Source organism: Alicyclobacillus sacchari (assembly GCF_004366795.1).
Taxonomy (GTDB): domain Bacteria; phylum Bacillota; class Bacilli; order Alicyclobacillales; family Alicyclobacillaceae; genus Alicyclobacillus; species Alicyclobacillus sacchari.
The window spans coordinates 68,187-88,778 of sequence record NZ_SORF01000008.1 but is presented as its reverse complement, the minus strand read 5'-3'; the positions used below and the strand labels follow the sequence as shown (position 1 = coordinate 88,778).

Annotated in this window: 21 protein-coding genes and 11 tRNA genes; 14 read left to right on the top strand and 18 right to left on the bottom strand. The window is 56.7% G+C overall.

Annotated features, from left to right (window positions below; all coding sequences use genetic code 11):
* Nucleotides 1–43: 43 nt before the first annotated feature.
* Complete coding sequence (locus C7445_RS09455; protein ID WP_134159809.1) at nucleotides 44–1,021, bottom strand: aldo/keto reductase; 978 nt, start codon at nucleotides 1,019–1,021, stop codon at nucleotides 44–46.
* A gap of 312 nt (nucleotides 1,022–1,333) precedes the next feature.
* Here C7445_RS09455 and C7445_RS09450 point away from each other — a divergent pair, with 312 nt between their 5' ends.
* The gene (locus C7445_RS09450) at nucleotides 1,334–2,392 is read left to right on the top strand and encodes a LacI family DNA-binding transcriptional regulator (RefSeq protein ID WP_134159808.1); all 1,059 of its coding nucleotides are present in this window, start codon (nucleotides 1,334–1,336) and stop codon (nucleotides 2,390–2,392) included.
* Between the two features lie 267 nt (nucleotides 2,393–2,659).
* Nucleotides 2,660–4,318 (top strand): ABC transporter substrate-binding protein, encoded by a 1,659-nt coding sequence (locus C7445_RS09445; RefSeq protein ID WP_134159807.1) that lies wholly within the window; start codon nucleotides 2,660–2,662, stop codon nucleotides 4,316–4,318.
* A gap of 73 nt (nucleotides 4,319–4,391) precedes the next feature.
* On the opposite strand, the gene C7445_RS09440 is transcribed toward C7445_RS09445, so the two are convergent.
* Genes C7445_RS09440 through C7445_RS09430 form a run of 3 tightly spaced genes read right to left on the bottom strand, consistent with a single transcriptional unit; the run spans nucleotide 4,392 to nucleotide 6,665 of the window.
* Nucleotides 4,392–5,075: a ferric reductase-like transmembrane domain-containing protein gene (locus C7445_RS09440; protein ID WP_134159806.1), complete on the bottom strand. Its 684-nt coding sequence runs from the start codon at nucleotides 5,073–5,075 to the stop codon at nucleotides 4,392–4,394.
* On the bottom strand, nucleotides 5,066–5,977 hold the full coding sequence (locus C7445_RS09435) for an FAD:protein FMN transferase (RefSeq protein ID WP_166669075.1): 912 nt from the start codon (nucleotides 5,975–5,977) through the stop codon (nucleotides 5,066–5,068). Before C7445_RS09435 ends, C7445_RS09440 begins: the two co-directional genes overlap by 10 nt.
* A gap of 10 nt (nucleotides 5,978–5,987) precedes the next feature.
* Complete coding sequence (locus C7445_RS09430) at nucleotides 5,988–6,665, bottom strand: peptidoglycan-binding domain-containing protein (RefSeq protein ID WP_134159804.1); 678 nt, start codon at nucleotides 6,663–6,665, stop codon at nucleotides 5,988–5,990.
* Nucleotides 6,666–6,850: 185 nt separating this feature from the next.
* On the opposite strand from C7445_RS09430, the gene C7445_RS09425 reads away from it, so the two are divergent.
* On the top strand, nucleotides 6,851–7,867 hold the full coding sequence (locus C7445_RS09425; protein ID WP_134159803.1) for a lactonase family protein: 1,017 nt from the start codon (nucleotides 6,851–6,853) through the stop codon (nucleotides 7,865–7,867).
* A 31-nt stretch (nucleotides 7,868–7,898) separates the two neighbouring features.
* Nucleotides 7,899–8,159, top strand: coding sequence for a YuzB family protein (locus tag C7445_RS09420; protein WP_134159802.1), 261 nt, complete (start codon nucleotides 7,899–7,901; stop codon nucleotides 8,157–8,159).
* Nucleotides 8,160–8,257: 98 nt separating this feature from the next.
* Here C7445_RS09420 and C7445_RS09415 read toward each other — a convergent pair whose 3' ends face one another.
* Nucleotides 8,258–8,476, bottom strand: coding sequence for a hypothetical protein (locus tag C7445_RS09415; RefSeq protein ID WP_243835098.1), 219 nt, complete (start codon nucleotides 8,474–8,476; stop codon nucleotides 8,258–8,260).
* Nucleotides 8,477–8,611: 135 nt separating this feature from the next.
* Between C7445_RS09415 and C7445_RS09410 the strand changes: the two genes are divergently transcribed.
* The 4 genes from C7445_RS09410 to C7445_RS09395 all read left to right on the top strand — a co-directional run bounded on the left by C7445_RS09410 (nucleotide 8,612) and on the right by C7445_RS09395 (nucleotide 12,430).
* Complete coding sequence (locus C7445_RS09410) at nucleotides 8,612–9,337, top strand: pseudouridine synthase (RefSeq protein ID WP_134159801.1); 726 nt, start codon at nucleotides 8,612–8,614, stop codon at nucleotides 9,335–9,337.
* Between the two features lie 98 nt (nucleotides 9,338–9,435).
* Nucleotides 9,436–9,819, top strand: a complete 384-nt coding sequence (locus C7445_RS09405; protein ID WP_243835097.1) for a phasin family protein — start codon at nucleotides 9,436–9,438, stop codon at nucleotides 9,817–9,819.
* A gap of 34 nt (nucleotides 9,820–9,853) precedes the next feature.
* Nucleotides 9,854–11,542 (top strand): ABC1 kinase family protein, encoded by a 1,689-nt coding sequence (locus tag C7445_RS09400; RefSeq protein ID WP_134159800.1) that lies wholly within the window; start codon nucleotides 9,854–9,856, stop codon nucleotides 11,540–11,542.
* Nucleotides 11,543–11,560: 18 nt separating this feature from the next.
* Nucleotides 11,561–12,430: a PhzF family phenazine biosynthesis protein gene (locus C7445_RS09395; protein ID WP_134159799.1), complete on the top strand. Its 870-nt coding sequence runs from the start codon at nucleotides 11,561–11,563 to the stop codon at nucleotides 12,428–12,430.
* Nucleotides 12,431–12,466: 36 nt separating this feature from the next.
* Here C7445_RS09395 and C7445_RS09390 read toward each other — a convergent pair whose 3' ends face one another.
* Nucleotides 12,467–12,814 (bottom strand): hypothetical protein, encoded by a 348-nt coding sequence (locus C7445_RS09390; RefSeq protein WP_134159798.1) that lies wholly within the window; start codon nucleotides 12,812–12,814, stop codon nucleotides 12,467–12,469.
* 155 nt (nucleotides 12,815–12,969) lie between these two features.
* Between C7445_RS09390 and C7445_RS09385 the strand changes: the two genes are divergently transcribed.
* Nucleotides 12,970–13,185 (top strand): cold-shock protein, encoded by a 216-nt coding sequence (locus C7445_RS09385; protein ID WP_134159797.1) that lies wholly within the window; start codon nucleotides 12,970–12,972, stop codon nucleotides 13,183–13,185.
* 185 nt (nucleotides 13,186–13,370) lie between these two features.
* Here C7445_RS09385 and C7445_RS09380 read toward each other — a convergent pair.
* The 11 genes from C7445_RS09380 to C7445_RS09330 form a co-directional block, all read right to left on the bottom strand.
* Nucleotides 13,371–13,447, bottom strand: a tRNA-Met gene (locus C7445_RS09380).
* Nucleotides 13,448–13,561: 114 nt separating this feature from the next.
* Nucleotides 13,562–13,637: transfer RNA gene (locus C7445_RS09375), tRNA-Phe, on the bottom strand.
* A 3-nt stretch (nucleotides 13,638–13,640) separates the two neighbouring features.
* Nucleotides 13,641–13,716, bottom strand: a tRNA-Met gene (locus C7445_RS09370).
* A gap of 8 nt (nucleotides 13,717–13,724) precedes the next feature.
* A tRNA-Val gene (locus tag C7445_RS09365) sits at nucleotides 13,725–13,800 on the bottom strand.
* Nucleotides 13,801–13,818: 18 nt separating this feature from the next.
* Nucleotides 13,819–13,893, bottom strand: a tRNA-Glu gene (locus C7445_RS09360).
* Between the two features lie 6 nt (nucleotides 13,894–13,899).
* A tRNA-Asn gene (locus C7445_RS09355) sits at nucleotides 13,900–13,974 on the bottom strand.
* A 3-nt stretch (nucleotides 13,975–13,977) separates the two neighbouring features.
* Nucleotides 13,978–14,053: transfer RNA gene (locus tag C7445_RS09350), tRNA-Ala, on the bottom strand.
* Between the two features lie 4 nt (nucleotides 14,054–14,057).
* A tRNA-Arg gene (locus tag C7445_RS09345) sits at nucleotides 14,058–14,134 on the bottom strand.
* Nucleotides 14,135–14,137: 3 nt separating this feature from the next.
* Nucleotides 14,138–14,212 (bottom strand) — tRNA-Gln (locus C7445_RS09340).
* A gap of 3 nt (nucleotides 14,213–14,215) precedes the next feature.
* Nucleotides 14,216–14,291: transfer RNA gene (locus tag C7445_RS09335), tRNA-His, on the bottom strand.
* A 44-nt stretch (nucleotides 14,292–14,335) separates the two neighbouring features.
* Nucleotides 14,336–14,420 (bottom strand) — tRNA-Tyr (locus C7445_RS09330).
* A gap of 117 nt (nucleotides 14,421–14,537) precedes the next feature.
* Between C7445_RS09330 and C7445_RS09325 the strand changes: the two genes are divergently transcribed.
* Nucleotides 14,538–15,308, top strand: a complete 771-nt coding sequence (locus C7445_RS09325; RefSeq protein WP_134159796.1) for an alpha/beta hydrolase family protein — start codon at nucleotides 14,538–14,540, stop codon at nucleotides 15,306–15,308.
* A 49-nt stretch (nucleotides 15,309–15,357) separates the two neighbouring features.
* A complete protein-coding gene (proC, locus tag C7445_RS09320) occupies nucleotides 15,358–16,176 on the top strand; it encodes a pyrroline-5-carboxylate reductase (protein ID WP_134159795.1) in 819 nt (272 codons plus the stop codon).
* A 23-nt stretch (nucleotides 16,177–16,199) separates the two neighbouring features.
* Here the strand turns inward: proC and C7445_RS09315 are convergent, their stop codons facing one another.
* Nucleotides 16,200–16,688 (bottom strand): MogA/MoaB family molybdenum cofactor biosynthesis protein, encoded by a 489-nt coding sequence (locus C7445_RS09315; RefSeq protein WP_134159794.1) that lies wholly within the window; start codon nucleotides 16,686–16,688, stop codon nucleotides 16,200–16,202.
* Between the two features lie 96 nt (nucleotides 16,689–16,784).
* Between C7445_RS09315 and C7445_RS09310 the strand changes: the two genes are divergently transcribed.
* From C7445_RS09310 to C7445_RS09300, 3 genes are read left to right on the top strand one after another with little or no spacing between them, the layout of a single operon-like run.
* Nucleotides 16,785–17,606: a dienelactone hydrolase family protein gene (locus tag C7445_RS09310; protein WP_134159793.1), complete on the top strand. Its 822-nt coding sequence runs from the start codon at nucleotides 16,785–16,787 to the stop codon at nucleotides 17,604–17,606.
* 57 nt (nucleotides 17,607–17,663) lie between these two features.
* Nucleotides 17,664–19,394, top strand: a complete 1,731-nt coding sequence (locus C7445_RS09305; RefSeq protein WP_134159792.1) for a phospho-sugar mutase — start codon at nucleotides 17,664–17,666, stop codon at nucleotides 19,392–19,394.
* Between the two features lies 1 nt (nucleotide 19,395).
* Entirely contained in the window at nucleotides 19,396–20,586 is a 1,191-nt protein-coding gene (locus C7445_RS09300; protein ID WP_134159791.1) for an MFS transporter, read from the top strand.
* Nucleotides 20,587–20,592: the final 6 nt, after the last annotated feature.

The window sequence follows — 20,592 nt, the reverse complement described above, 5'->3', positions numbered from 1 at the left end:
ATTGGCGCCGGGCCTTCACGCCTGGCGCCGATTTTTCATAGGTTTACCAGGCGTACGCCTCTGGGGCTGGCTTGCCCGGGCCGGGGAAGATTTCGTGTAAACGCTGCATGACGTCGTCGGTCAACTTCACCTCGACGGCGCGCAACGAGTCCTCAAGTTGCTGTATCGTTCGTGGTCCGATGATGGGAGCTGTGACGACTGGATTGGCCAACAGCCAGGCGAGCGCGATCACATCTTGCGGCTCACCGAGTTCATTGGCCAATTGCTGGAACGCCTCCAACTGGCCCTTGTGTTTCTCGACTTCTGCATGTGCGCGTGCACTTCGCGATCCGGTGCGCGTGAGGGCGTTGCGCCCGAGCAAACCGCCTCCGAGCGGGCTCCATGGAATCACACCGATACCATGCGCCTGTGCGCTTGGCAGCACTTCGAGCTCCGGTTCGCGGCAAAGCAAGTGGTATTTGTGTTGCTCGGAAACGAGTCCGAGGAAGTTGCGCTGTTTCGCGGCAGCCTGGGCGACGGCCAAATGCCATCCCGCAAAGTTGCTGGCTCCCACGTAGCCAATTTTGCCTTGATAAACGGCGACCTCAAACGCACCCCAAAGCTCGTCCCAGGTGACGCTGAGGTCGACATGATGCATTTGATAGAGTTCGATGTGATCGGTTTGTAGGCGCCGCAAGGAGCCCTCGAGGTGTCGCCGGATTTTGTATGCAGAAAGACCGCGCCCCTCATTGGGGCCATCGAGTGGATCTTCCATGATGTTGTACACCTTGGTCGCGAGCACCACCCGTTCCCGGCGTCCTCCGCCTTGTGCGAACCAGCGACCGATGATTTCCTCCGTACGGCCGCGATGTCCTTCACCGCCATAGACGTTCGCCGTATCGAAGAAGTTGATGCCGGCGTCCAGCGCCGCATCCATGATGCGAAATGCGTCCTTCTCATCGGTTTCGGGCCCGAAGTTCATCGTGCCCAAGCAAAGCCGACTGACGACAAGCCCTGTTCGGCCAAGTTTGGTAAATTCCACACAAGACACCTCTTTCGCATAATGATATCATGTCTATCAATAGCACGTTCGGGTAACGCTTTCAAATCCAGATGGACAGGGAAGCTGGAATACGCAAAAATTTCGTATAAATGACGGTCTATCAAAAGGGATTTGGCTTATGATTCAAGAACGTATACAATGTGAATTAGAGGGGCCGAAAGCGGTTTCGGACAATGCTTTTGACACATGGATGTCGCATGTGCTTGGGGTAGATGCATGTGTTTGTGCAAGGTGTCAAAGCGCAACTGGGGCCGGGTGATTGACACTACAGAGAAAAAGGAAGTTGTTGCAATGACCACTATCTATGATATTGCGAGGCGAGCTGGGGTATCGGCGACGACAGTTTCTAAGGTGCTGAACGGATACCCTGATGTGAGTGCTAAGACACGGGAAAAAGTGCAGCAAATTACAAATGAACTAGGCTACCAACCGAGTGCGGCCGCGCGCGGTTTGGTCACGCGCAGGTCAATGTCGATTGGCGTGTTTTTCCAGGATGAGTCTGGGATGGGATTTCGCCATCCGTTTTTACATGACATTATTGCCAGCTTCCAGGATGTAGTGGGTGCAAGCGGTTACGATGTGCTGTTCTTTTCGCCTACTAACGGATCGAAGATGCCACATGGATTTGAGGCCCGGGCACGCCACCGCGATGTGGACGGATTGTTTTTGCTTGGCGTTCCCCGTACCTCGCCAGGGTTGACCTCGTTGTCCCGCAGTCGCATTCCTATCATCTCGGTCGATCTCGACCTGCTCGGTTCGCGAGCGAGTTATTTGGCGTCCGACAATATCGGTGGCGCCCGTCTGGCTGTAAGCCACCTCGCTGAAAATGGTCATCGTTATATCGGTTTCGTGGGAGATCGTACGGGGACAAAACCGGGACATGATCGCACGCTGGGGTATCATCAGGCGATGCAGGATTTCGGACTGCCATTTCGCGCGGAATGGGTTATGGAGGGGGACTTTACAGAAGAATCGGGCTACGAAGCTATGCAAAGGATGCTTACCTTACCAGAATCGCCAACGGCCATTTTCTTCGCTTCGGACATGATGGCCATCGGTGCGATGCGGGCAATGCGCGAGGCGGGGTTGACGCCGGGAGAAGACATTTCGTTGATTGGTTTTGACGATGTCCAGCTTGCCGCATATGTCACGCCCGCCTTGACAACCATTCGTCAGAACAAAGAGGAGATGGGGCGCATGGCTGGACACGAGTTACTCGAGCTCATGCAGAATCCCAACAAGCCTCCGGCCGTTTTGACTGTTCCCGTCGAATTGGTCATGCGTTCGAGCGTGAAGCGAATTGGCATCGGGACAACGCCGCGACTTGCGACCAACCTCCGCAGAGCGTAACCGCTTTCGAGCAGTTCCCGTCCTTCTGCCTGTGCAACCACCTTCTTGGAGGGACGGGAACGTCAAGATCCTGTTCAAAATGTCCTATTCATAATTTGAAAATTTCTTTTGCGGACATATTGAAAGCGCTTTATGACAAGTGCTAAGATATTCCCGTCAGAAATCTTATCCAGAAGGAGGGGGCTGCTGGTAAGTAGATTCGAAAGCGGTTTCTATCACCGTTGACAATTTTCAAACAAGGGATACCAGATCCTAAGGGGGATTCATATGTCGAAGAAAGTATGGGCGGCCGCATTGGCAGCGCCTGCGGCAGCGCTGATCACACTCTCCGGCCTTGCCGCGACGGCATCCGCAGCATCTACGCCGACCACGTTGACGGTTGTGCCCAACGTGCTGGCCACCTGGCAGGACAACTTCAATCCGTTTGCGGGGACGAACAGTGTTTCGGGTACTTTGGGCAATATTTACGAAACCCTTTTCTATTTTGACAACACGACTGGCAAGCAGTTTAACTTGCTGGGTACAAGTTTCGCATTCAGCAATGGCGCCAAGACGCTGACTGTTGGCCTGCAATCCAAGGCGAAGTGGACAGATGGGAAGCCGTTTACAGCTCAGGATGTCGTCTTCACGTTCAACGAGTTGAAGAAATACCCGGACGCTGACACCAATGGCATCTGGCAGCAATTGTCCAGCGTCAAGGCGGAGGGCAACTACAAAGTCGTCTTCCAGTTCAAGCAGCCCAACATTCCGTTCGCGGAACAGTACGTGCTTGGCGGTACATACATCGTGCCTCAACATGAATGGGCGAGCCTTGGCGATCCTGCCAAAGCGAAAATCACGCATGACAAGGCGATTGGTACGGGGCCGTTCAAGTTGATGTCCTTCTCGACACAGGATGTCAAGTACGAGGCCAACAAAATGTACTACAACGGGGCTCCGAAGGTGCAAATTCTGAGCTACCCGGCGTACGCGACCAACCAAGCTGCCGATCTCGCTCTCGCCAGCGGTCAAATCCAGTACGCAGGCATCAACATTCCAGATATTCAAAAGACGTTCGTGGCGGCCAATCCGAAACATAATCACTACTACTTCCCGCCCAACAACCCAGTTGAGCTGTATCCGAATTTGAACAACCCACTTCTCGCGGAACTCCCTGTGCGCGAGGCTATAAGCGACGCGATCAATCGGACGCAGCTGTCGGTGAAAGGTGAAACCGGATACGAGAGTGTCGCTTCTCCAAACGGCCTCGTTCTGCCGCCGCAGAAGTCGTGGCTCAATCCGAACCTGCCAGCCGCCGATAAAACGTTCACGCAGAACGATGCGAAGGCTGTCCAACTGTTGACTGCGGCCGGTTTTAAGAAGGATAAGAACGGCATCTTTGCGAAAAACGGCAAAGAGCTGTCGTTCAATCTTTTGGTTGTCGCCGGCTGGAGCGACTGGGATGAAGACGCGTTGCTGATTAAGCAGGATCTGCAGAAGATCGGAATCAACGTCAATGTGCAACAAGAGCAGTACTCTGCGTACTACAACCAGATCGATCCCGGTGCAGGGCAAAAGCCGACTTACGATTTCGCAATTTCTTGGACGAATGTCGGGCCGACCCCGTATACGCTGTACTACGACATGCTCGATTCGAACGGTTCGTTCAACATCGAGGGTTATAAGAACGCGACGGTGGATACGGCTCTGTCGGACTTTTCAAAGACGACGAACCTTGTCCAGCAAAAGAGCGATATTTACAAGATCGAGAAAATTGCTGCCGAGCAGTTGCCCGTCATTCCGCTCTTGAACGGTGCGCTGTGGTATGAGTACAACGATGCGCAGTTCACGGGCTGGTCGACACAAAGCAACCTCTGGATTGATCCGTCGCCGTACAACTATCAGTCGGCCGCGATTGTCATGGATCGCCTGAAACCAATCGGTTAATCGGTTCATTCATGAGAAACAGCGCCTGCTCATGTGCAGGCGCTGTTTGCGTGCAGCAGTTTTCACGCTCGTATCAGTTCTGTCCCTCGCGCTGTTTCGGATGTTGTGGCTGTCGGCGGGATCGCGTCACGAACAATCGGCGCCCAGACACCAGCAAAAACAAAGCGCACGGGATTGCGTAAACCAATGTCGCCCAAGGTTTTCCTGTATCCGTCCCCGACAGCAGCCCGTGCAGGGTGACGCCGATGAACATGGGGAAGGCAAGAATGTGTATCGTTCGCCACACCTTGGCATTCAGCTTTTCGCGGAAATACGATGTCACAATGAGCAAAACCCATCCATACATGACGAGTATGCCAAGGCCGACAGCCATCGGCCGATAGCTTGCGTGCAATGGAATGAACAGGGATGGCAACGGAAACGGCACTGAGGTGTCGGCGTGAAGCCCCCACAAGTGGAAAAATAAAAAGGGAAACACGAGCAACGCAGAAAACTGGTGCAGTTGCGTGGTCAGCTTGCGCAACTTCCATCGGTCCCAAAGCCCGGTTGAGCTTGACGCCCCAAGCAGAACTGCGATGGCAAGCAAGATGTAGGACGTCATGCCAGACGCGCGCGCCACATACCAGTGCATCCGGTTGGCCGACGCCGGAGCTGGATCCGTGAGGAAAACGAGCGCATACGATCCGGCGATCACGGCAGCAACAGCCACCCATGTATAGACAAAAGGCAAGCGTTGCGGCTTTACAATCAGTTGCATTGATGAACGACCTCCCGCGAACTTGTGATCAACACCCACTCGTCACAATCCTGTTGGGACAGCCAGGTTTGGCCCAAGTCTGAACCCAACAAGATGGCCACTTTCGCCTGAATTTCGGCGAACACCAGATCAGCATGCACGACCGTGCAGGAGACGACATTGCTCTCGGTCGGCAGACCGGTGAATGGATCGAGCAGATGGTGTGCAGGTCCCTTTGCAGTCATCCAGCGGCGGCGGTATGTGCCGCTTGTCGCCACGGCGCGATCGCGCACAGAGAGGGTCAATCTGACGGCCTTAGGTGCAAACGGATCGAGTACGCCGACAGACCACGGCTTGTCCCCGTTGAGGCCACGGCACACCATATCACCGCCCGCATTGCAAATGAACGATCGAAGTCCAGCTTGTTCAAGCCACTGGGCAGCTTGCTTTACGATCCACCCTTTGCCGATGCCCCCCAAATCCACTTCGTATCCTGGCAGCAGGAGGGCGCGGCAGTCGGTGGCATGGAGGGCAAGTGGTGAATCGACAGGGGCAATCCGATCGCTCACATCGATGGAACGATAGGTAATTGTCAGTTGTTCAAACGACAGGTCGTAGCCTATTCGGCGGATATCTGCGCCGAGAAACGGATCGAACCAGCCGTTTGTCGCGGCGAACGCATCGTCTGCAAGCCGCAGGACTTCGAAGAGGCGAGGGTCGACATGCACCCATTGGCCCTGGGAACGGTTGAATCGGGATAAGGCGCTATCCGGTTGAAATCGCGTCAGGATCGACTCCAATTCGGCGATATGTTGCTGTACGCCGTCTGCCAGCGCTTTGCCGAACTCGTCCGGTACGCGATGGGCATCAGGGACGCGAACGGTAACGTCCGTACCCATGGCTCGGAACCGTGCAATGTCCATCTGGCACACCTCAAGACGCTGATGTGATGGCGCTTGGTGGTGTTTGCACAGAACTTGCGGGGGGCACGTAGGTGTTGGACGCGTTGGAACCGGACGCGTTGGAACCGCTGCTGACTCCTCCGCTTTGCGTGGTCTGCGCAGGTTGTTGCTGCACGGTCTGCGTGGACTGTGGCTGTGTAGGTTGTGCGGATTGCTTTTGCGCGGTTTGTTGGTTTTGCAGCCTTTGCATGCGTTGTTCTTGGACGGCTTTCTGCAGGGCTTGCAAGGTCTTGCGATCCACCGTGCCTGTCGCCGGCAGACCCACTGACGACTGGAATGCAGACACAGCACTTTCCGTGATCGACCCGTAATCGCCGGTTGCGACATAGGAGAAAAAGCCTAAACTGGCCAGTTGCTGTTGCAACGCTTTGACCTTTGTTCCGGTATCGCCAAATTGAAGTACAATATCGTTCGCAACATGCTTGCTGATGGTGCGAATGGTGCCCGTTGCCGAACCGGTTGACGGGTGGGCAACGCTCTTCGCCAACGTCGTGTTTACCTGTGCCGACGCGCCTCCCGCAATGGCGTGCCAAATTGCAAAAAATCCGCCAAACGACACGGCTGGCAGCGTCCACGATAATCCTGCCAGCCACCTGCGAATGCGTCTTTCACGCTGTTGGTTGGCCAGTTTTCGCTCCTCAGGTGTCATGTATGGACCTCCTAACATTTCAGCAAGATGGGGCTCTGGTTCCAAGCATCGCATCGCAACCTTGAATTTGAATTTGATAGCTGGGCTGTGGGCACTTCGGCGCGTTTGGCATCGAGGCGAGGGCGAGGTATGATCAACGAAACGTTGTGAAGACTTCCGGTTCGAATGAATGGGAGAGCGATCCTATGACAACTGTATTCATTGGTACGTATGGAGGCGAAGACGAGCAATCCATTCGGATTCTTGAATTTGATCCACATTCGGCGTCGTTCAGGCCGATGGGTGGCGCATCGGGAATCGCGTCTCCTTCGTATCTCTTGTACGAGCAGAAGAAACGGTATCTTTATGCGGTGAGTGAAACGGCAAACGGCCAGGTTGCGGCATACCGCTATGAGCCGTCGGCGTACACTTTGATACCACTCAATCGGCAGTTGGCAGATGGCGCTTCACCTTGCCATCTCGCTTTCGGGGAAACAGGCAACATCTATGTTTCCAACTACATGTCTGGCAACATCACCGTGCTGTCGACGGACGAAAACGGCTGGCTCGAACCAGCCTCGCAAGTCCTGCGCTTTTCCGGAAGCGGACCAAACAGAGACCGCCAAGAGGCTCCACATGCCCATTCAGTCGCCATCGATCCGGTAACCAAACGCGTCTTTGCTGCCGATCTCGGTACGGATCGGCTCTATATCTACGAGCAGGGCAATAGCTATCTCACATTCAGCGATGAAATAGTCTTGCCGCCAGGCACGGGGCCACGCCACATGGCGTTTCTGGCAAGCGGAGAGGCGTTGTACGTCGTCGGTGAGTTGAACGCAACGGTGAATGTGTTCAGGCGGGACGGGCAATCATTCAAACTCGCACAAGTTTTGCCGCTCTATGACGATCCGGCAAGCGTGCGCTGGGCTGCCCATCTCCAGCTCAATGCGCGTGGGACTCGCCTGTATGTGACAAACCGCGGCGCGGACACATTGAGCGTATTCGAGGTCCGGCCAGGCGGTTTGCTGCAGGCAATCTATGAGGTGGCGGCAGGCGGGAAGACGCCGCGTCACTTCAGTTTGTTGGCCGATGACAGGTATCTGCTGATCGCTTACCAAGACGACGACGCACTTGGTGTGTTTGCCATCGATGAAGGGGGCAAGCCTATGGACACGAAGCTCCGGTATGAGGTGAAGAGGCCGGTTTGTGTGTTGCCCATGTGAGTGAAGTTGTCCGAGAAAGGAGAGCGGTGCGGTGTACGGCGTGATCGTGGTCGAAGTGTGCGCGAGCAATCCGCTGGCCGCGTACCCGCTCGGCGAACTGGAGGAAGAGTTTCCGGGGGTCACGGTGTTAGAAACCGAGTGCCTTAGTCTGTGTGGCCTGTGTCAACATAACGCGTATGCCTACGTCAATGGCAGGCTGGTTTTTGCAAAGGACCCAAAGACGTGTTACGAGCGGCTGCGTCAGCGCATTGTGGAAGAACAGACGTGGTTGCTCGACGAACACGAATCGTAACCGCGGACAAACCCGTGTCCACAGATGTAGTTCGACGGGCCCCGTTTGCTGCAAGGGGCCCGTCGGATACCGTTGATGAAGAAATGACAGGACGTTTGTTAACGGTCCCTGTACCAGTCTTTGTAGCGTCGGCGGCGCAGCCATTCGAGGCGATGATACAGAAAGCGCCCAATCTCGAGTCCTGTCGAGATTTTGCCGAGAACACTCAAAATCGGTTCCAAGGTCCAATAGATGGTCAATGCGACAAATGCAATGATGGCGAGACAGATGACGGCGATTCCGAGCAGGACGACAAGTGCGATGGTGAGCAAATGCATCACAGCACCTCGTTTCGAGAATGGTAGTCTCGCTTGATTGGGCAACAAGAGCCTCAAGTCCATTGTACGGCATGGTCAGGGAAAGACAAGGTGGAACTTTCAGGAGCCGTAAGGGACATTGTAAGGAGGACGGCCGTGGAACGGGTAAGGTTGGACAAGTGGCTTGCCACCGCTGGTATGGGTACGCGCAGTGAGGTCAAGAAGCTGTGTAAATCTGGTCGCGTGCGCGTCAATGGCGAGATCGTGAAAGATCCTGCGGCACATGCCGTCGTCGGGCAAGATGTGGTTGAGTGCGATGGCGAGCCCATCCCATACGAGCAGTTTGTTTACTTTATGATGTACAAGCCGCAGGGCGTGCTCAGTGCCACCGAAGATCTGCGCCAGCCGGTTGTCACAGAACTGCTTGCAGCTCGGGATCGGTCGTTTGGTGTGTTTCCCGTCGGGCGCCTTGACAAAGATGCAGAGGGCCTGCTGCTTTTGACAAACGACGGGCAATTGGCGCACAGCCTCCTCTCTCCGAAGCGTCACGTGCCTAAGCGCTACTGCGTACGCGTCGAGGGGCGCTTGGACGAGCGCGATCGCGATGCCATAGCGGCTGGTATCGTCCTCGAAGACGGCTACGTCTGCCTGCCGGGGCGATTGGAAATCGTTAGGTCCAGTGACGAATCGGAGGCGTACATTGAGATTTACGAAGGTAAGTTTCATCAAGTGAAGCGGATGTTTCAGAGTTTGGGAAAGCAGGTGACGTTTTTGAAGCGGGTGACGATGGGCCCGCTCGCCCTCGATCCAGCCTTGACCCCGGGCACGTACAGGCCGTTGTCGGAGGCGGAGCTTCGGCCGCTCCTGCAATTGCGTGTGTAGACTGGGAACGTGGTACACTATTGGCAACAAGCCGTGCGCGTGTGCGCCGCACATCATAAGGTAGTCACACAGCGAATTGCGAAGCGAGGTGCACGATAGTGGAAGACTCCTGGAAAAAAGTTCTCGATCTCGGTGTCGGACTGATGTCCTACAGCCGCGAGCGATTGTCTGAAGCCGCCAAACAATGGGCGGAAGAGAAGCGGATGACCCCGCAACAGACGCGGGATTTTGTGCATGAGATGATCGAGCGTGGCGAACAAGGTCGGATCGAGCTGCAGAATGCCGTACAGGACAATGTGCAAAAGGCGTTAACGAAGCTTGGCGTGCGCGAAGACCAGGAAGGCATTCGCGCTGAATTGGCGAGTCTTCGTCAACTGATCGAACGGTTGGATAGCCGCGTGCAGCAACTTGAGGCCAAGCTGTCCGGGAATGCCGGAACTGAAACGTCAACCGCCGCTGACCAGCTCGAACAGGTCGATTGATTCTGGCTGACGTCGGCAGGCAAAGGAGAATGACATGGTTGGGGGACAGATTCTCGGCAAGCGGGTTCGCCATCTATCGCGGTACAAGGACATTGCACAGATTCTGGTCGCCAACGGTTTTGGCTGGTTTATCGACGAGATTGGTCTGTTTGACATTTTGTCCTTGCCGCGGCGCATCTTTTCGGAACGGCGTGAACGCGAGACCATTTCGACGTATGAGCGGATGCGCCTGGTCATCGAGCAGCTCGGCCCAACCTTCATCAAGCTAGGGCAAATCGCCAGCCTGCGTGCCGATGTGTTTCCGCCCGAGTTCATTGAGCAGTTGGCGAAGCTGCAGGACGAAGTGCCGCCCGTCGCGTTTGACCAGATTCGCACCATCGTCGAGACCGAGCTGGGGCAACCGCTCACGGAGATGTTCCGGGTCTTCGACGAGGTCCCCGTGGGTGCTGCATCCATCGGTCAAGTGCACCGTGCCGAGCTGCAGACGGGTGAAGAGGTGGCCGTGAAGGTGCAGCGTCCAGACATCCAGCAAAAAATCGAGATCGATCTCGACATTTTGATGGATTTGGCGCGCCTCGCCGAACGACATTTTGAATGGGCGGCGCACTATGAGCTCAGCCAGGTCGTCGAAGAGTTTCGCTACACTTTGCTCAACGAGTTGAATTATACGATTGAGGGTCGTAACGCTGATCGATTGCGCAAGATCCACGAAGGCGATACAACCGTGCGCATCCCAGAAATCTTCTGGGACTGGAGCACATCTCGCGTGTTGACGATGGAGTATGTGCGCGGGATCAAACTGACGAACGGCGCATTTTTGCGTGAATCGGGCTATCGCACAGGCGAGATCGCCCAACGTGTGGCCCACGCCGAATTTACACAGATGCTCATGCATGGCTTCTTTCATGCAGATCCTCACCCAGGCAATCTCGCGGTGCTGCCAGATCACAGTGTGCTGTTCATGGACTTCGGCATGGTTGGCCGCCTGACTCCGGAGATGAAGCGACATTTGTCGGGGCTAATCATCGCGCTCATGCGCCGCGACTCCGACGCCATCGTCCGCGTGCTCTACCGCATGGGCGTGGTCCCCAATGACGTCGACGACAGGCGTTTGCACCGCGACGTCGATAACCTCCGCGAAAAGTATTATGACTTGCCGTTTACACAAATCAGTCTCGGCGATGCGGTGAGTGAACTGTTCTCCGTCGCATACCGCCATCGCATAAAAATTCCTTCCGATCTCGCGCTTGTCGGCAAGACGCTCGTCACGGTCGAGGGTGTGGTCGAAGGGCTGGAGCCATCGTTTCGCATCCTGAATATCGCCGAGCCGTTTGGTCGTGCATTGTTGCGCGAACGCATGAATCCGCGGCAATTCGTCGGCAAGGCATTTCGGGGCGCCATCGATACGGCCGAGCTATTGACCGACGTTCCCCGGCAAATTCGTGGCATCTTGCGCGAATGGCGACGAGGAAAAGTGCGCGTGCAGCTCGAAATGGCAGAAGTGGATCAGCTGATGCGCCAGCTCATTCGGATTGGCAATCGCTTGTCGTTTAGTATCACGTTGCTCGCATTCAGCATCTTTATGGCTGGGCTTTTGATTGCGACGGTACTCAAGCGCTCGCCCTCGGCACTTTGGTCGTTTCCGACCACCGAAGTGGGCGTCGCTGTCGGACTGTTCATGGTATTCATCCTGATTATATCCATCTGGCGATCGAGTAAATAGGTGGCAGGAGGCTGAGCGATGCAGGAAATCGAAGTTTTTCAGGTCGATGCATTTACGACAGATCCATTCTTCGGCAATCCAGCCGGCGTCGTGCTCGATGCGGACGAGCTTGCGGCCGACATGCGGCAATCGATAGCTCGTGAGATGAACTGTTCGGAGACGGTCTTTGTCGTACACCTTGGTGATCACCGCTACGATTTTCGTTACTATACGCCGACGATTGAGGTGGACCTTTGCGGACATGCCACGATCGCTGCCTTGCATCTTTTGCGCGAGTGGTCAGAGGTAACAGGGGATCTTCAGGTTGAGACGAACGTGGGCAGGCTGCGAATGCGAATTGAAGACACCGGGATGGTGTGGATGCGGCAGGCGAAGCCGCAGTTTCGCGACTTGGAGCAAGAGGACAAGGCACAAATTCTTGCGGCACTTGGTATGACGGGAGACGAGGTTGTGCAGGACTTGCCTTTCACCATGGCTTCAACCGGGTTGTGGCAGGTCATGGTGCCTGTGGTGAGTCGTTCTGCGCTCTTGGCTCTTGAGCCGCATACGGAGCGGGTTGCGACTGTCTCGCGCAAGCTTGGCGCCGCTTGCGTGCACCTTTACACGCTTGATCCTGTGGATCCGCAGGCCAGCGCGCATACGCGCGATTTCGCGCCCGCAGTCGGCGTCGCGGAAGATCCGCATACGGGTACGGCGACCGGGGCGCTGGCAGCGTTATTGGTACATCGCGGCGTACTTCAACCTGGCCGGCTCGTTTTCGAACAAGGATGGAGTCTCAAGCGGCCTGGCCGTATTTGGGCCGAGATCGATCCGACCGACCTTTCGGCGGTTTGGGTTGGTGGCGAAGCGATCACGGTGCTGCGTGGAGAGATGCGGCTGGCGAAGTAGGGCTGGCTGATTGGGCAAGGTCGGCGCATATGTACACTACGTCGATAGCTGACGAACGCAATCCCCGTACCAGGTGGCCAGCCATGCTGTGGTGGCGTCGTCGAGCGCCCGCCCTGGCGCTGTCCCGCGGTAGACAGATTGTTTCGTGGGGGTTGCGCGGTCTTCGTCCAGGCTTCGTATGGCTGAAATTTGTACGATCGCATCCGTTTGCGCCTCGACGGCCAAGACGACGGCGGCGACAGCACCTGTATGATGGCGAAATGTAACCTCGATGCCATGCTCGGTGCGGGCAAAGGAAAGGCGATGGTCAAACGTGCAGATCATATCGGCTGTTGCTTCGATCCGCTCGAGAATGGGGGATAGCGGCGCGTTTTCGAAATTCATCTTTTGTACGCCTCCAGAAAGTTGTGGTTAAATTGACCCACTTAGGTTACACTATAGGTGTCGCCGATATCTCGGCTGGCAGCACGGGTCCGAAGCCGCTTATGAACAGCGGGATTGGCCGCCTGTGTGGAATTTGAAAGCGTGCATTGAGCACCATGGAGGAATTGATTTTGCAGCAAGGTACAGTTAAGTGGTTTAACGCAGAAAAGGGTTACGGTTTCATTCAGGTCGAAGGCGGCGAAGATGTATTCGTTCACTTCAGCGCCATCCAAGGCAACGGCTTCAAGACGCTCGACGAAGGTCAAGCTGTCGAGTTCGACATCGTGGAAGGCCCGAAGGGTCCGCAAGCAGCCAACGTGTACAAACTGTAATCTGACGTACTACGAATGAGCATGGCATTCATTCGATGTATGTACAAACGAGTCCACAAAAGTGGGCTCGTTTTTGTTGGTGTATGAAATGTATGAACGCGGAAAAAGCCGCGCGCATGAGTCAGGAATTCTATACAATCCGTAATACTTAGGGAACACGCCTTGTTTCAGGGATGTAAACAACTTGGTAGCGGCGAGTGGACTCGAACCACCGACACCACGGGTATGAACCGTGTGCTCTAACCAGCTGAGCTACGCCGCCATGGAAGGGTTGCGCGTTGCCAATGCCGTCGGTATGGGCCATGATGTGAACGAGTCAAAAAGGGGAGAGTCCCTTCATTAAGCAATCACTTCGACGAAGAAAGGCAACACAGAATGGTGGCTCGGGACGGAATCGAACCGCCGACACGAGGATTTTCAGTCCTCTGCTCTACCGACTGAGCTACCGAGCCGAATGGTTGCGGGGGCAGGACTTGAACCTGCGACCTTCGGGTTATGAGCCCGACGAGCTGCCAACTGCTCCACCCCGCGGCAAGAAGTGGTGGACGTTGACGGGCTCGAACCGCCGACCCTCTGCTTGTAAGGCAGATGCTCTCCCAACTGAGCTAAACGTCCAAGTATGAAGATGCAGTATGGTGACCCCAGCGGGATTCGAACCCGCGTTACCGCCGTGAAAGGGCGGTGTCTTAACCACTTGACCATGGGGCCGCAACTTGGCTCCCCGAGTAGGATTCGAACCTACGACCCTCCGGTTAACAGCCGGATGCTCTACCGCTGAGCTATCGAGGAAAGTGGTGGAGGTAGACGGATTCGAACCGACGACCCCCTGCTTGCAAGGCAGGTGCTCTCCCAGCTGAGCTATACCCCCACGATGGCGTGCCCTGAGAGATTCGAACTCCCGACCTTTTGATTCGTAGTCAAACGCTCTATCCGGCTGAGCTAAGGGCACATATGGCTGGGGAAGAAGGATTCGAACCTTCGCATGACGGTACCAAAAACCGTTGCCTTACCGCTTGGCTATTCCCCAGCATGGGGTGAGTGATGGGATTCGAACCCACGAATGCCGGAACCACAATCCGGTGCGTTAACCCCTTCGCCACACTCACCATACGCGTATTCAGCTTTTCCCAAACGTCCAAAATTCAGACGCTGGTGGAGGGGGTAGGATTCGAACCTACGAAGCATTCCGCAACGGATTTACAGTCCGCCCCATTTGGCCACTTTGGTACCCCTCCGCGTTGGGAAAACCGCGTTCTCGCAACGCGCAATGAGTACATTACCATGTGGTTTGGACGAAAGTCAAGTGGTAACATGGAGAAGGAAAAAGTGTGCAAGAGGGAGGGGAGCCCCACATGCAGAAGGCCATCGAATTGACGGTTGACGGACTCGTGCTGCGCGGGATGGAGCACGTGCCGGATCAAGCGGCAACAAGGCCGGTGCCGGCAGCGATTTTGTTTCACGGGTTTACGGGTACACACATCGAACCCCATCAGATTTTTGTCAAATTGAGCCGTGCGCTTGAAGCGGCCGGCATCGCTGCCTTTCGCTTTGACTTTGCCGGAAGTGGCGACAGTGACGGCGACTTCCAAAACATGACGGCGAGCTCCGAAATTCGCGACGCCAAGGCCATCCTCGAGTGGGTGAAAGCCGACCCGCGGATCCTCTCTGATCGCGTCAGTCTCGTCGGCCTCAGCATGGGCGGCTATGTGGCGTCCATCGTCGCGGGGGACATGCCTGATGCGGTGGATCGACTCGTTCTCTGGGCGCCTGCGGGCAGTTTGCGCGAATCGATGCGGCGTGCGGCCGAAGAGCAGCATGTCGGTGCCGACGATGATGTGATCGATCTCGGCGGCAATCTCGTCGGGCGCGGGTTGTACGAGGATGTTCTCGCGATCGATCCGTACGAACGTGCCCGTCCCTTTTCAGGCCGCGTGCTGATCCTGCATGGCATGGAAGATGCCACAGTGCCGTACGAGGTGTCCCTCAAATACCAGGAGGACGTGTACGGCGAGCGGGCTCGCGTGCATCTACTCGAAGAAGCGGATCACACGTTCAACAACCAGCACTGGGAGAATGAGGTCATTCGCGAAACGGTGGCATTCCTAACGGACGTGGAGCGCTGACGGGCGTCCGTCCAACAAGACAAAAAGCTAGGAGACAGGAGGAGAACGCGTGGACGACATCTTCATACTCGGCGCCGGTGCGATGGCTGAATCGTTTATCAAGGGGGTCGTCGCACAGCAGGCGGTCCACCCGGCGCGCATCCGCGTGCTCAACCGCTCGAATCGCGATCGCCTCGCGCAGTTGCAGCAACTGTATGGCATTACACCTGCCAGCTCGCTCGCTGAGGTCAGTCAATCTGGTGTCGTCATTCTCTCCATCAAACCTTACGACGTGCTTGCCGCCTGCAAGGAGATGGCGGACTATCTGTCCGGGCAGACGTTGATTTCGTTTGCTGCAGGCATTTCGATCGCGGCCATCCAGCGCGCCTCGTGCGGCAAGGCGCAGGTGGTGCGCACGATGCCCAACGTGCCGGTTGCGGTCATGGCCGGCGCCATCGCGCTTGCCGCAGCTCCCGATGTCAGCGCCAAGCGGCGCGACGAAGCCGTGCGTTTGTTGTCCCAGTTGGGGGAAGTTGTCGTCATGGAGGAAGCGATGATCGATGCCGCAACGGCTGTTTCGGGGAGCGGACCGGGTTTTCTCAGCTACTTGCTCGAGGCGATGGAACAGGCGGCCATTGAACTCGGTTTCACGCCGGAATTGGCGCGGCGTCTCATCATTCAGACGGTGATTGGCACCGCGCATGTGTTGCGCGAATGGGAGCTAAGCCCGGGCGAACTGCGGGAACGCGTGACGTCGCCAAACGGCACGACGCACGCCGGGCTCCAGGTGTTGGCAGGGCGTGGCGTGCAGCAGGCAATTGTCGATGCGATGCGTCAGGCGGCGATACGGGCAGAAGAGATGGGGCTGGAATACACCAGACAGGAATAAACATTGGATGCGGTGGGTATCGCCTAATGCCGATGTTCGGTGTCTCCCATCAGTAGGTCTACCACATGTTTGAGCACTGGGCGCACCACCGCAAAACACTCTTCCACGGCTTTGGTGCTGCCCGGAAAGTTGACGATCAGCGTGCGACCGACACTTCCCGCAACTTGTCGCGACGTCATTGCAAATGGCGTTTTCCGCAGCGTCTCGGCGCGCATCGCTTCGGCGATGCCCGGAATTTCGCGTTCGATGACGTCGCGCGTCGCCTCCGGCGTCACGTCGCGCGGTCCAAGCCCCGTGCCGCCGGTGGTCGCAACCATCGATACGCCTGCCGTCACATGTTGGCGCAGGAGATCGGCAATCTGCGTTCGTTCGTCGGGGACGGTGGTCGTTGCGATCACCACAAACCCAAGTTCCGACAAGAGTCCTGCAAGCAAGGGGCCGCTCGTGTCCTGGCGCCGCCCGGCCGCGGACGAATCGCTCACCGTCACCACGGCCGCCCGATAGGTGGTCATCTTGCTCAACCTCTCTTCCAAGCGGTTTTCACACCTGTTTCGGCTTAGTTGAGCCGATGATTGCACTGTGACACAATATCCATGGAGGTGGCAAATATGTCATTACATACTGAATGGATTCGCTATGGCAAAAACGGCGAACAACTGGGCTATTTGGCGAAGCCGGAGCGCCTGCCCAATGGGCAACCAGCCGTCATTGTCCTACAGGAAATCTGGGGCGTGGACGATCACATCCAAAACGTCGCCAATCGCTTTGCGGAGGCAGGTTATGTCGCGCTCGCGCCGGATTTGTACGCCATCGATGGCAAGCGCAAGGAAGGCTTTGAAGCAGACGCGATCGACGCCGTCAAAAAGTTCCTCGAGACCGTGCCACCGCAGGTTTGGAACGACACAGAAGCGCGCGATCGCGCGATGGAAACGCTCCCAGAACCGCAGCGCACCCAGGTTCGACGCACATTTGGGGCCTTGTTTGGCGGTTTGAACCTCGATGCGTACAACGAACAATTGCTCGCCGCATCCTCATTCCTGCGAGATACATATCCTGGGAGTCAGGGTCAACCCGTCGTCTCCATCGGCTTCTGCATGGGTGGGGGCCTATCGGCGCGACTCGCGACACTTGACCCGAAACTGGCTGGCGCCGTCATTTTCTACGGCCAAGCGCCTGGTGAAGACCGGATCGCAAGCATCCAGTGTCCGATTCGCGGCTTTTACGCATCGCTCGATCCGCGCATTACCGATGCCGTTCCGGCGTTTGCCGAGCAAATGCAAAAAGCTGGGAAGGACTTCCGGTACCGCGTGTACGAAGGGGCGCATCACGCGTTTTTCAATGACTCACGGGCGTCGTATCATCCTCAAGCAGCTCGCTCTGCGTTTGCCGAAGTGTTGACGTTCTTCAATCAAGTCACTGGCGGCGTATGATGGCGGCTTAGCCGGGGCAGTCGGCGAACCATCCAATCGAAGGAGGCGTGATCGAACATGACCGCGTTTGACGCAGCGAAGGAGTATCAACACTGGCTTGATCAACCGCACTTGCCCGCCGAGATGCGCGAGGAACTTAAAAGCCTGACGAATGAGGCGGAAATCCGCGATCGTTTTGGCGCCGATCTCGACTTTGGCACTGGTGGCTTGCGCGGTGTCATGGGAGCAGGCCTCAATCGGATGAACATCTACACGGTGCGCCGCGCAACTGCTGGTCTCGCACTCCATCTACAGGCGCAAGGGGAGGATGCGGTGAAGGCGGGGGTGGCGATTGGCTATGACTGTCGCCATCACTCGCAACTGTTTGCCGAGATCGCGGCGTGCACATTGGCAGCATACGGCATTCGCGCGTATGTTGCGCCATTGCTCTGTCCGACTCCTGAGCTGTCTTGGGCGGTTCGCCATCTCGGCGCCGCCGCAGGCATCATGATTACCGCCAGCCACAATCCGCCGAAGTACAACGGGTACAAGGTTTACAACCGGCACGGCGGGCAGTTGCTTGAAGATGATGCGCACGACATCAAAGCCCGCATGGCCACCTTTGCCGACATCTTTCAGGTGCCGAGTCTGGCGCGCGACGAGGCGCTAGCCAAGGGGCTGCTGCAGTCCATCCCGACTACTGTGCGCGCTGAGTATCTCGAAACGGTCGTTCGCGAACTGCGCGATCCGCGGCTTACCGACGAACGCAAGCAACTGTCGATCGTCTACACGCCGTTGCATGGAACAGGCAACGTGCCTGTCCGTGAAGCGCTGCGGCTCGCCGGGTATGAGCAGGTGGCTTTGGTCTCGCCACAGGTCGAGCCCAATGGCGATTTCCCAACCGTGAAAAGCCCCAATCCGGAAGAGGGCGAGGCCTTGTCGCTTGGCTGTCAGTTGGCAGACGACGTGGGAGCCGATCTCGTCATGGGCACCGATCCAGACGCGGATCGCGTCGGCATTGCCGCTCGCGACAAGAGCGGGAAGCTACAGTTGCTCACGGGTAACCAGGTTGGTGCGCTACTGGTCGATTACATGTGTGGACGCTTGCAGGCGGGGGAGCAGAACAGTCAGCCACCCATCGTCTTCAAAACCATCGTCACCTCTGATTTTGGCCGCGCCATTGCTCAGGCGCACGGCGTCACCGTCGAGGAGACGTTAACCGGCTTCAAGTACATCGGCGATCGCATTACGGCTTATGAAGCGGATGGCTCCTATCGCCTGCTCGTCGGCTACGAGGAGAGCTATGGCTATTTGCTTTCGCCCATTGTCCGCGACAAGGATGCTGTCCAAGGTTGTCTGGCCATTGCGGAGATGACCGCGTATCACAAGTCGCGGGGCGAGACCCTGTTCGATGTGTTGGAGCGTCTGTACGAACAATGGGGTTGGTACGGCGAAAAGCTGGTCAATGTGGAACTGTCCGGAGGCGACGGTGTGGAGCGGATGAAGAGGGCGTTAGCGGCCCTGCGCGAACAGCCATTACAGGTCGAAGGACTTCGGTTGATCGCCATTGAGGACTATCTCTCCGGCGAGCGCCGATTCGTCGCGGACGGTAAGATAGAACGCCTGACGTTGCCGACCTCCGATGTACAGAAGTTCCTGTTTGCAGGGGGACATTGGGCAGCCATCCGACCGTCAGGCACGGAGCCCAAGATGAAGATGTACGTCGGGGTGCGTGGCAACAGCGCTGGCGACCGGGACGACACGCTGTCGCGGATCGTCGAGACGTTGCGGCGAAGGGTCGCCGATTGACATGGTTGCCTGGAAACGCACGCTCGTCATTTTGTGGTTCGCCAACTTTTGCGTGACGATGGGCACAAGCCTCATCATCCCGTTCATACCGCTGTATTTGGCGCAACTGGGCGTGCATACGGAGCAAAGCATTGACCGGTGGTCGAGTTGGGTATTTTCTATCCAGTTCGTGACATCGTTCATCTTTCAACCGATTTGGGGGGCGTTTGCCGATCGCCGTGGCCGCAAGCTGATGCTGCTCCGCGCAGGTTTTGGCATGGGCGCGATGACGGCCTGTATGGGCCTTGTCACCGCGCCCTGGCAATTGCTCTTGCTGCGTTTCATCAACGGCATCTTCTCTGGGTTTATTTCGATGGCCATATCCTTGCAGGCGTCGGTTACGCCCGCCGAACAATCGGGAAAGGCACTTGGCACCCTGCAAACCGGTAACATTGCCGGATCGCTCATCGGCCCCTTGATTGGCGGCGTGCTCTCGGAATGGCTCGGCTTTCAAGGCTGCTTCTTCTTCACAGGCGCCCTGTTGGTGGTGGCCAGCCTCATCGTTCTCATCTTTGTGCACGAACCGAAGGTCAAGCGGGAAGTCAGGGCCAAACAGCGCGGATCGTGGCGCACGCTCATCGGGCTTTGGCCGGTATTCCTGGGGTCGTTCATGACGCAGTTGGCGATGATGAGCATCGAACCGATTGTCACCATCTTCACGCGCCACATCTATCACGGACCGCATTTATCCTTGGTTGCCGGTTTGGTCATCGCGACCTCTGGCATCGCCAACTTGATCGGCACGCCGACGCTTGGGCGAATCGGCGACAGGATTGGACAATACCGCATTCTCTTGGTCGCATTTCTTGGGGCGGCCATGGCGTTTATCCCACAGTCGCTCGCACACAATCTAGCACTCCTGCTTTGTGGACGGTTTTTGCTTGGATTATTTATCGGCGGTATGCTGCCGTCTTTGCAGGTGCTTGTGCGCAAGCTCGCACCGCTTGAAAAGCAGGCTACGGCATTTGGCATGAATTCCAGCGCGACGTTCTTTGGCAATCTCGTCGGGCCGCTGATTGGCGGCAGCGTCGCCGCGAGCTACGGAATTCGATCCGTGTTTTACGTCACGATGTCGCTGCTTGTTGCGAATGCCATCGTGATCGCGTTCAACCGCAAGGCGCTCTCGCCGCGCACGGAGGAGACAGCCATCTGAGACGCG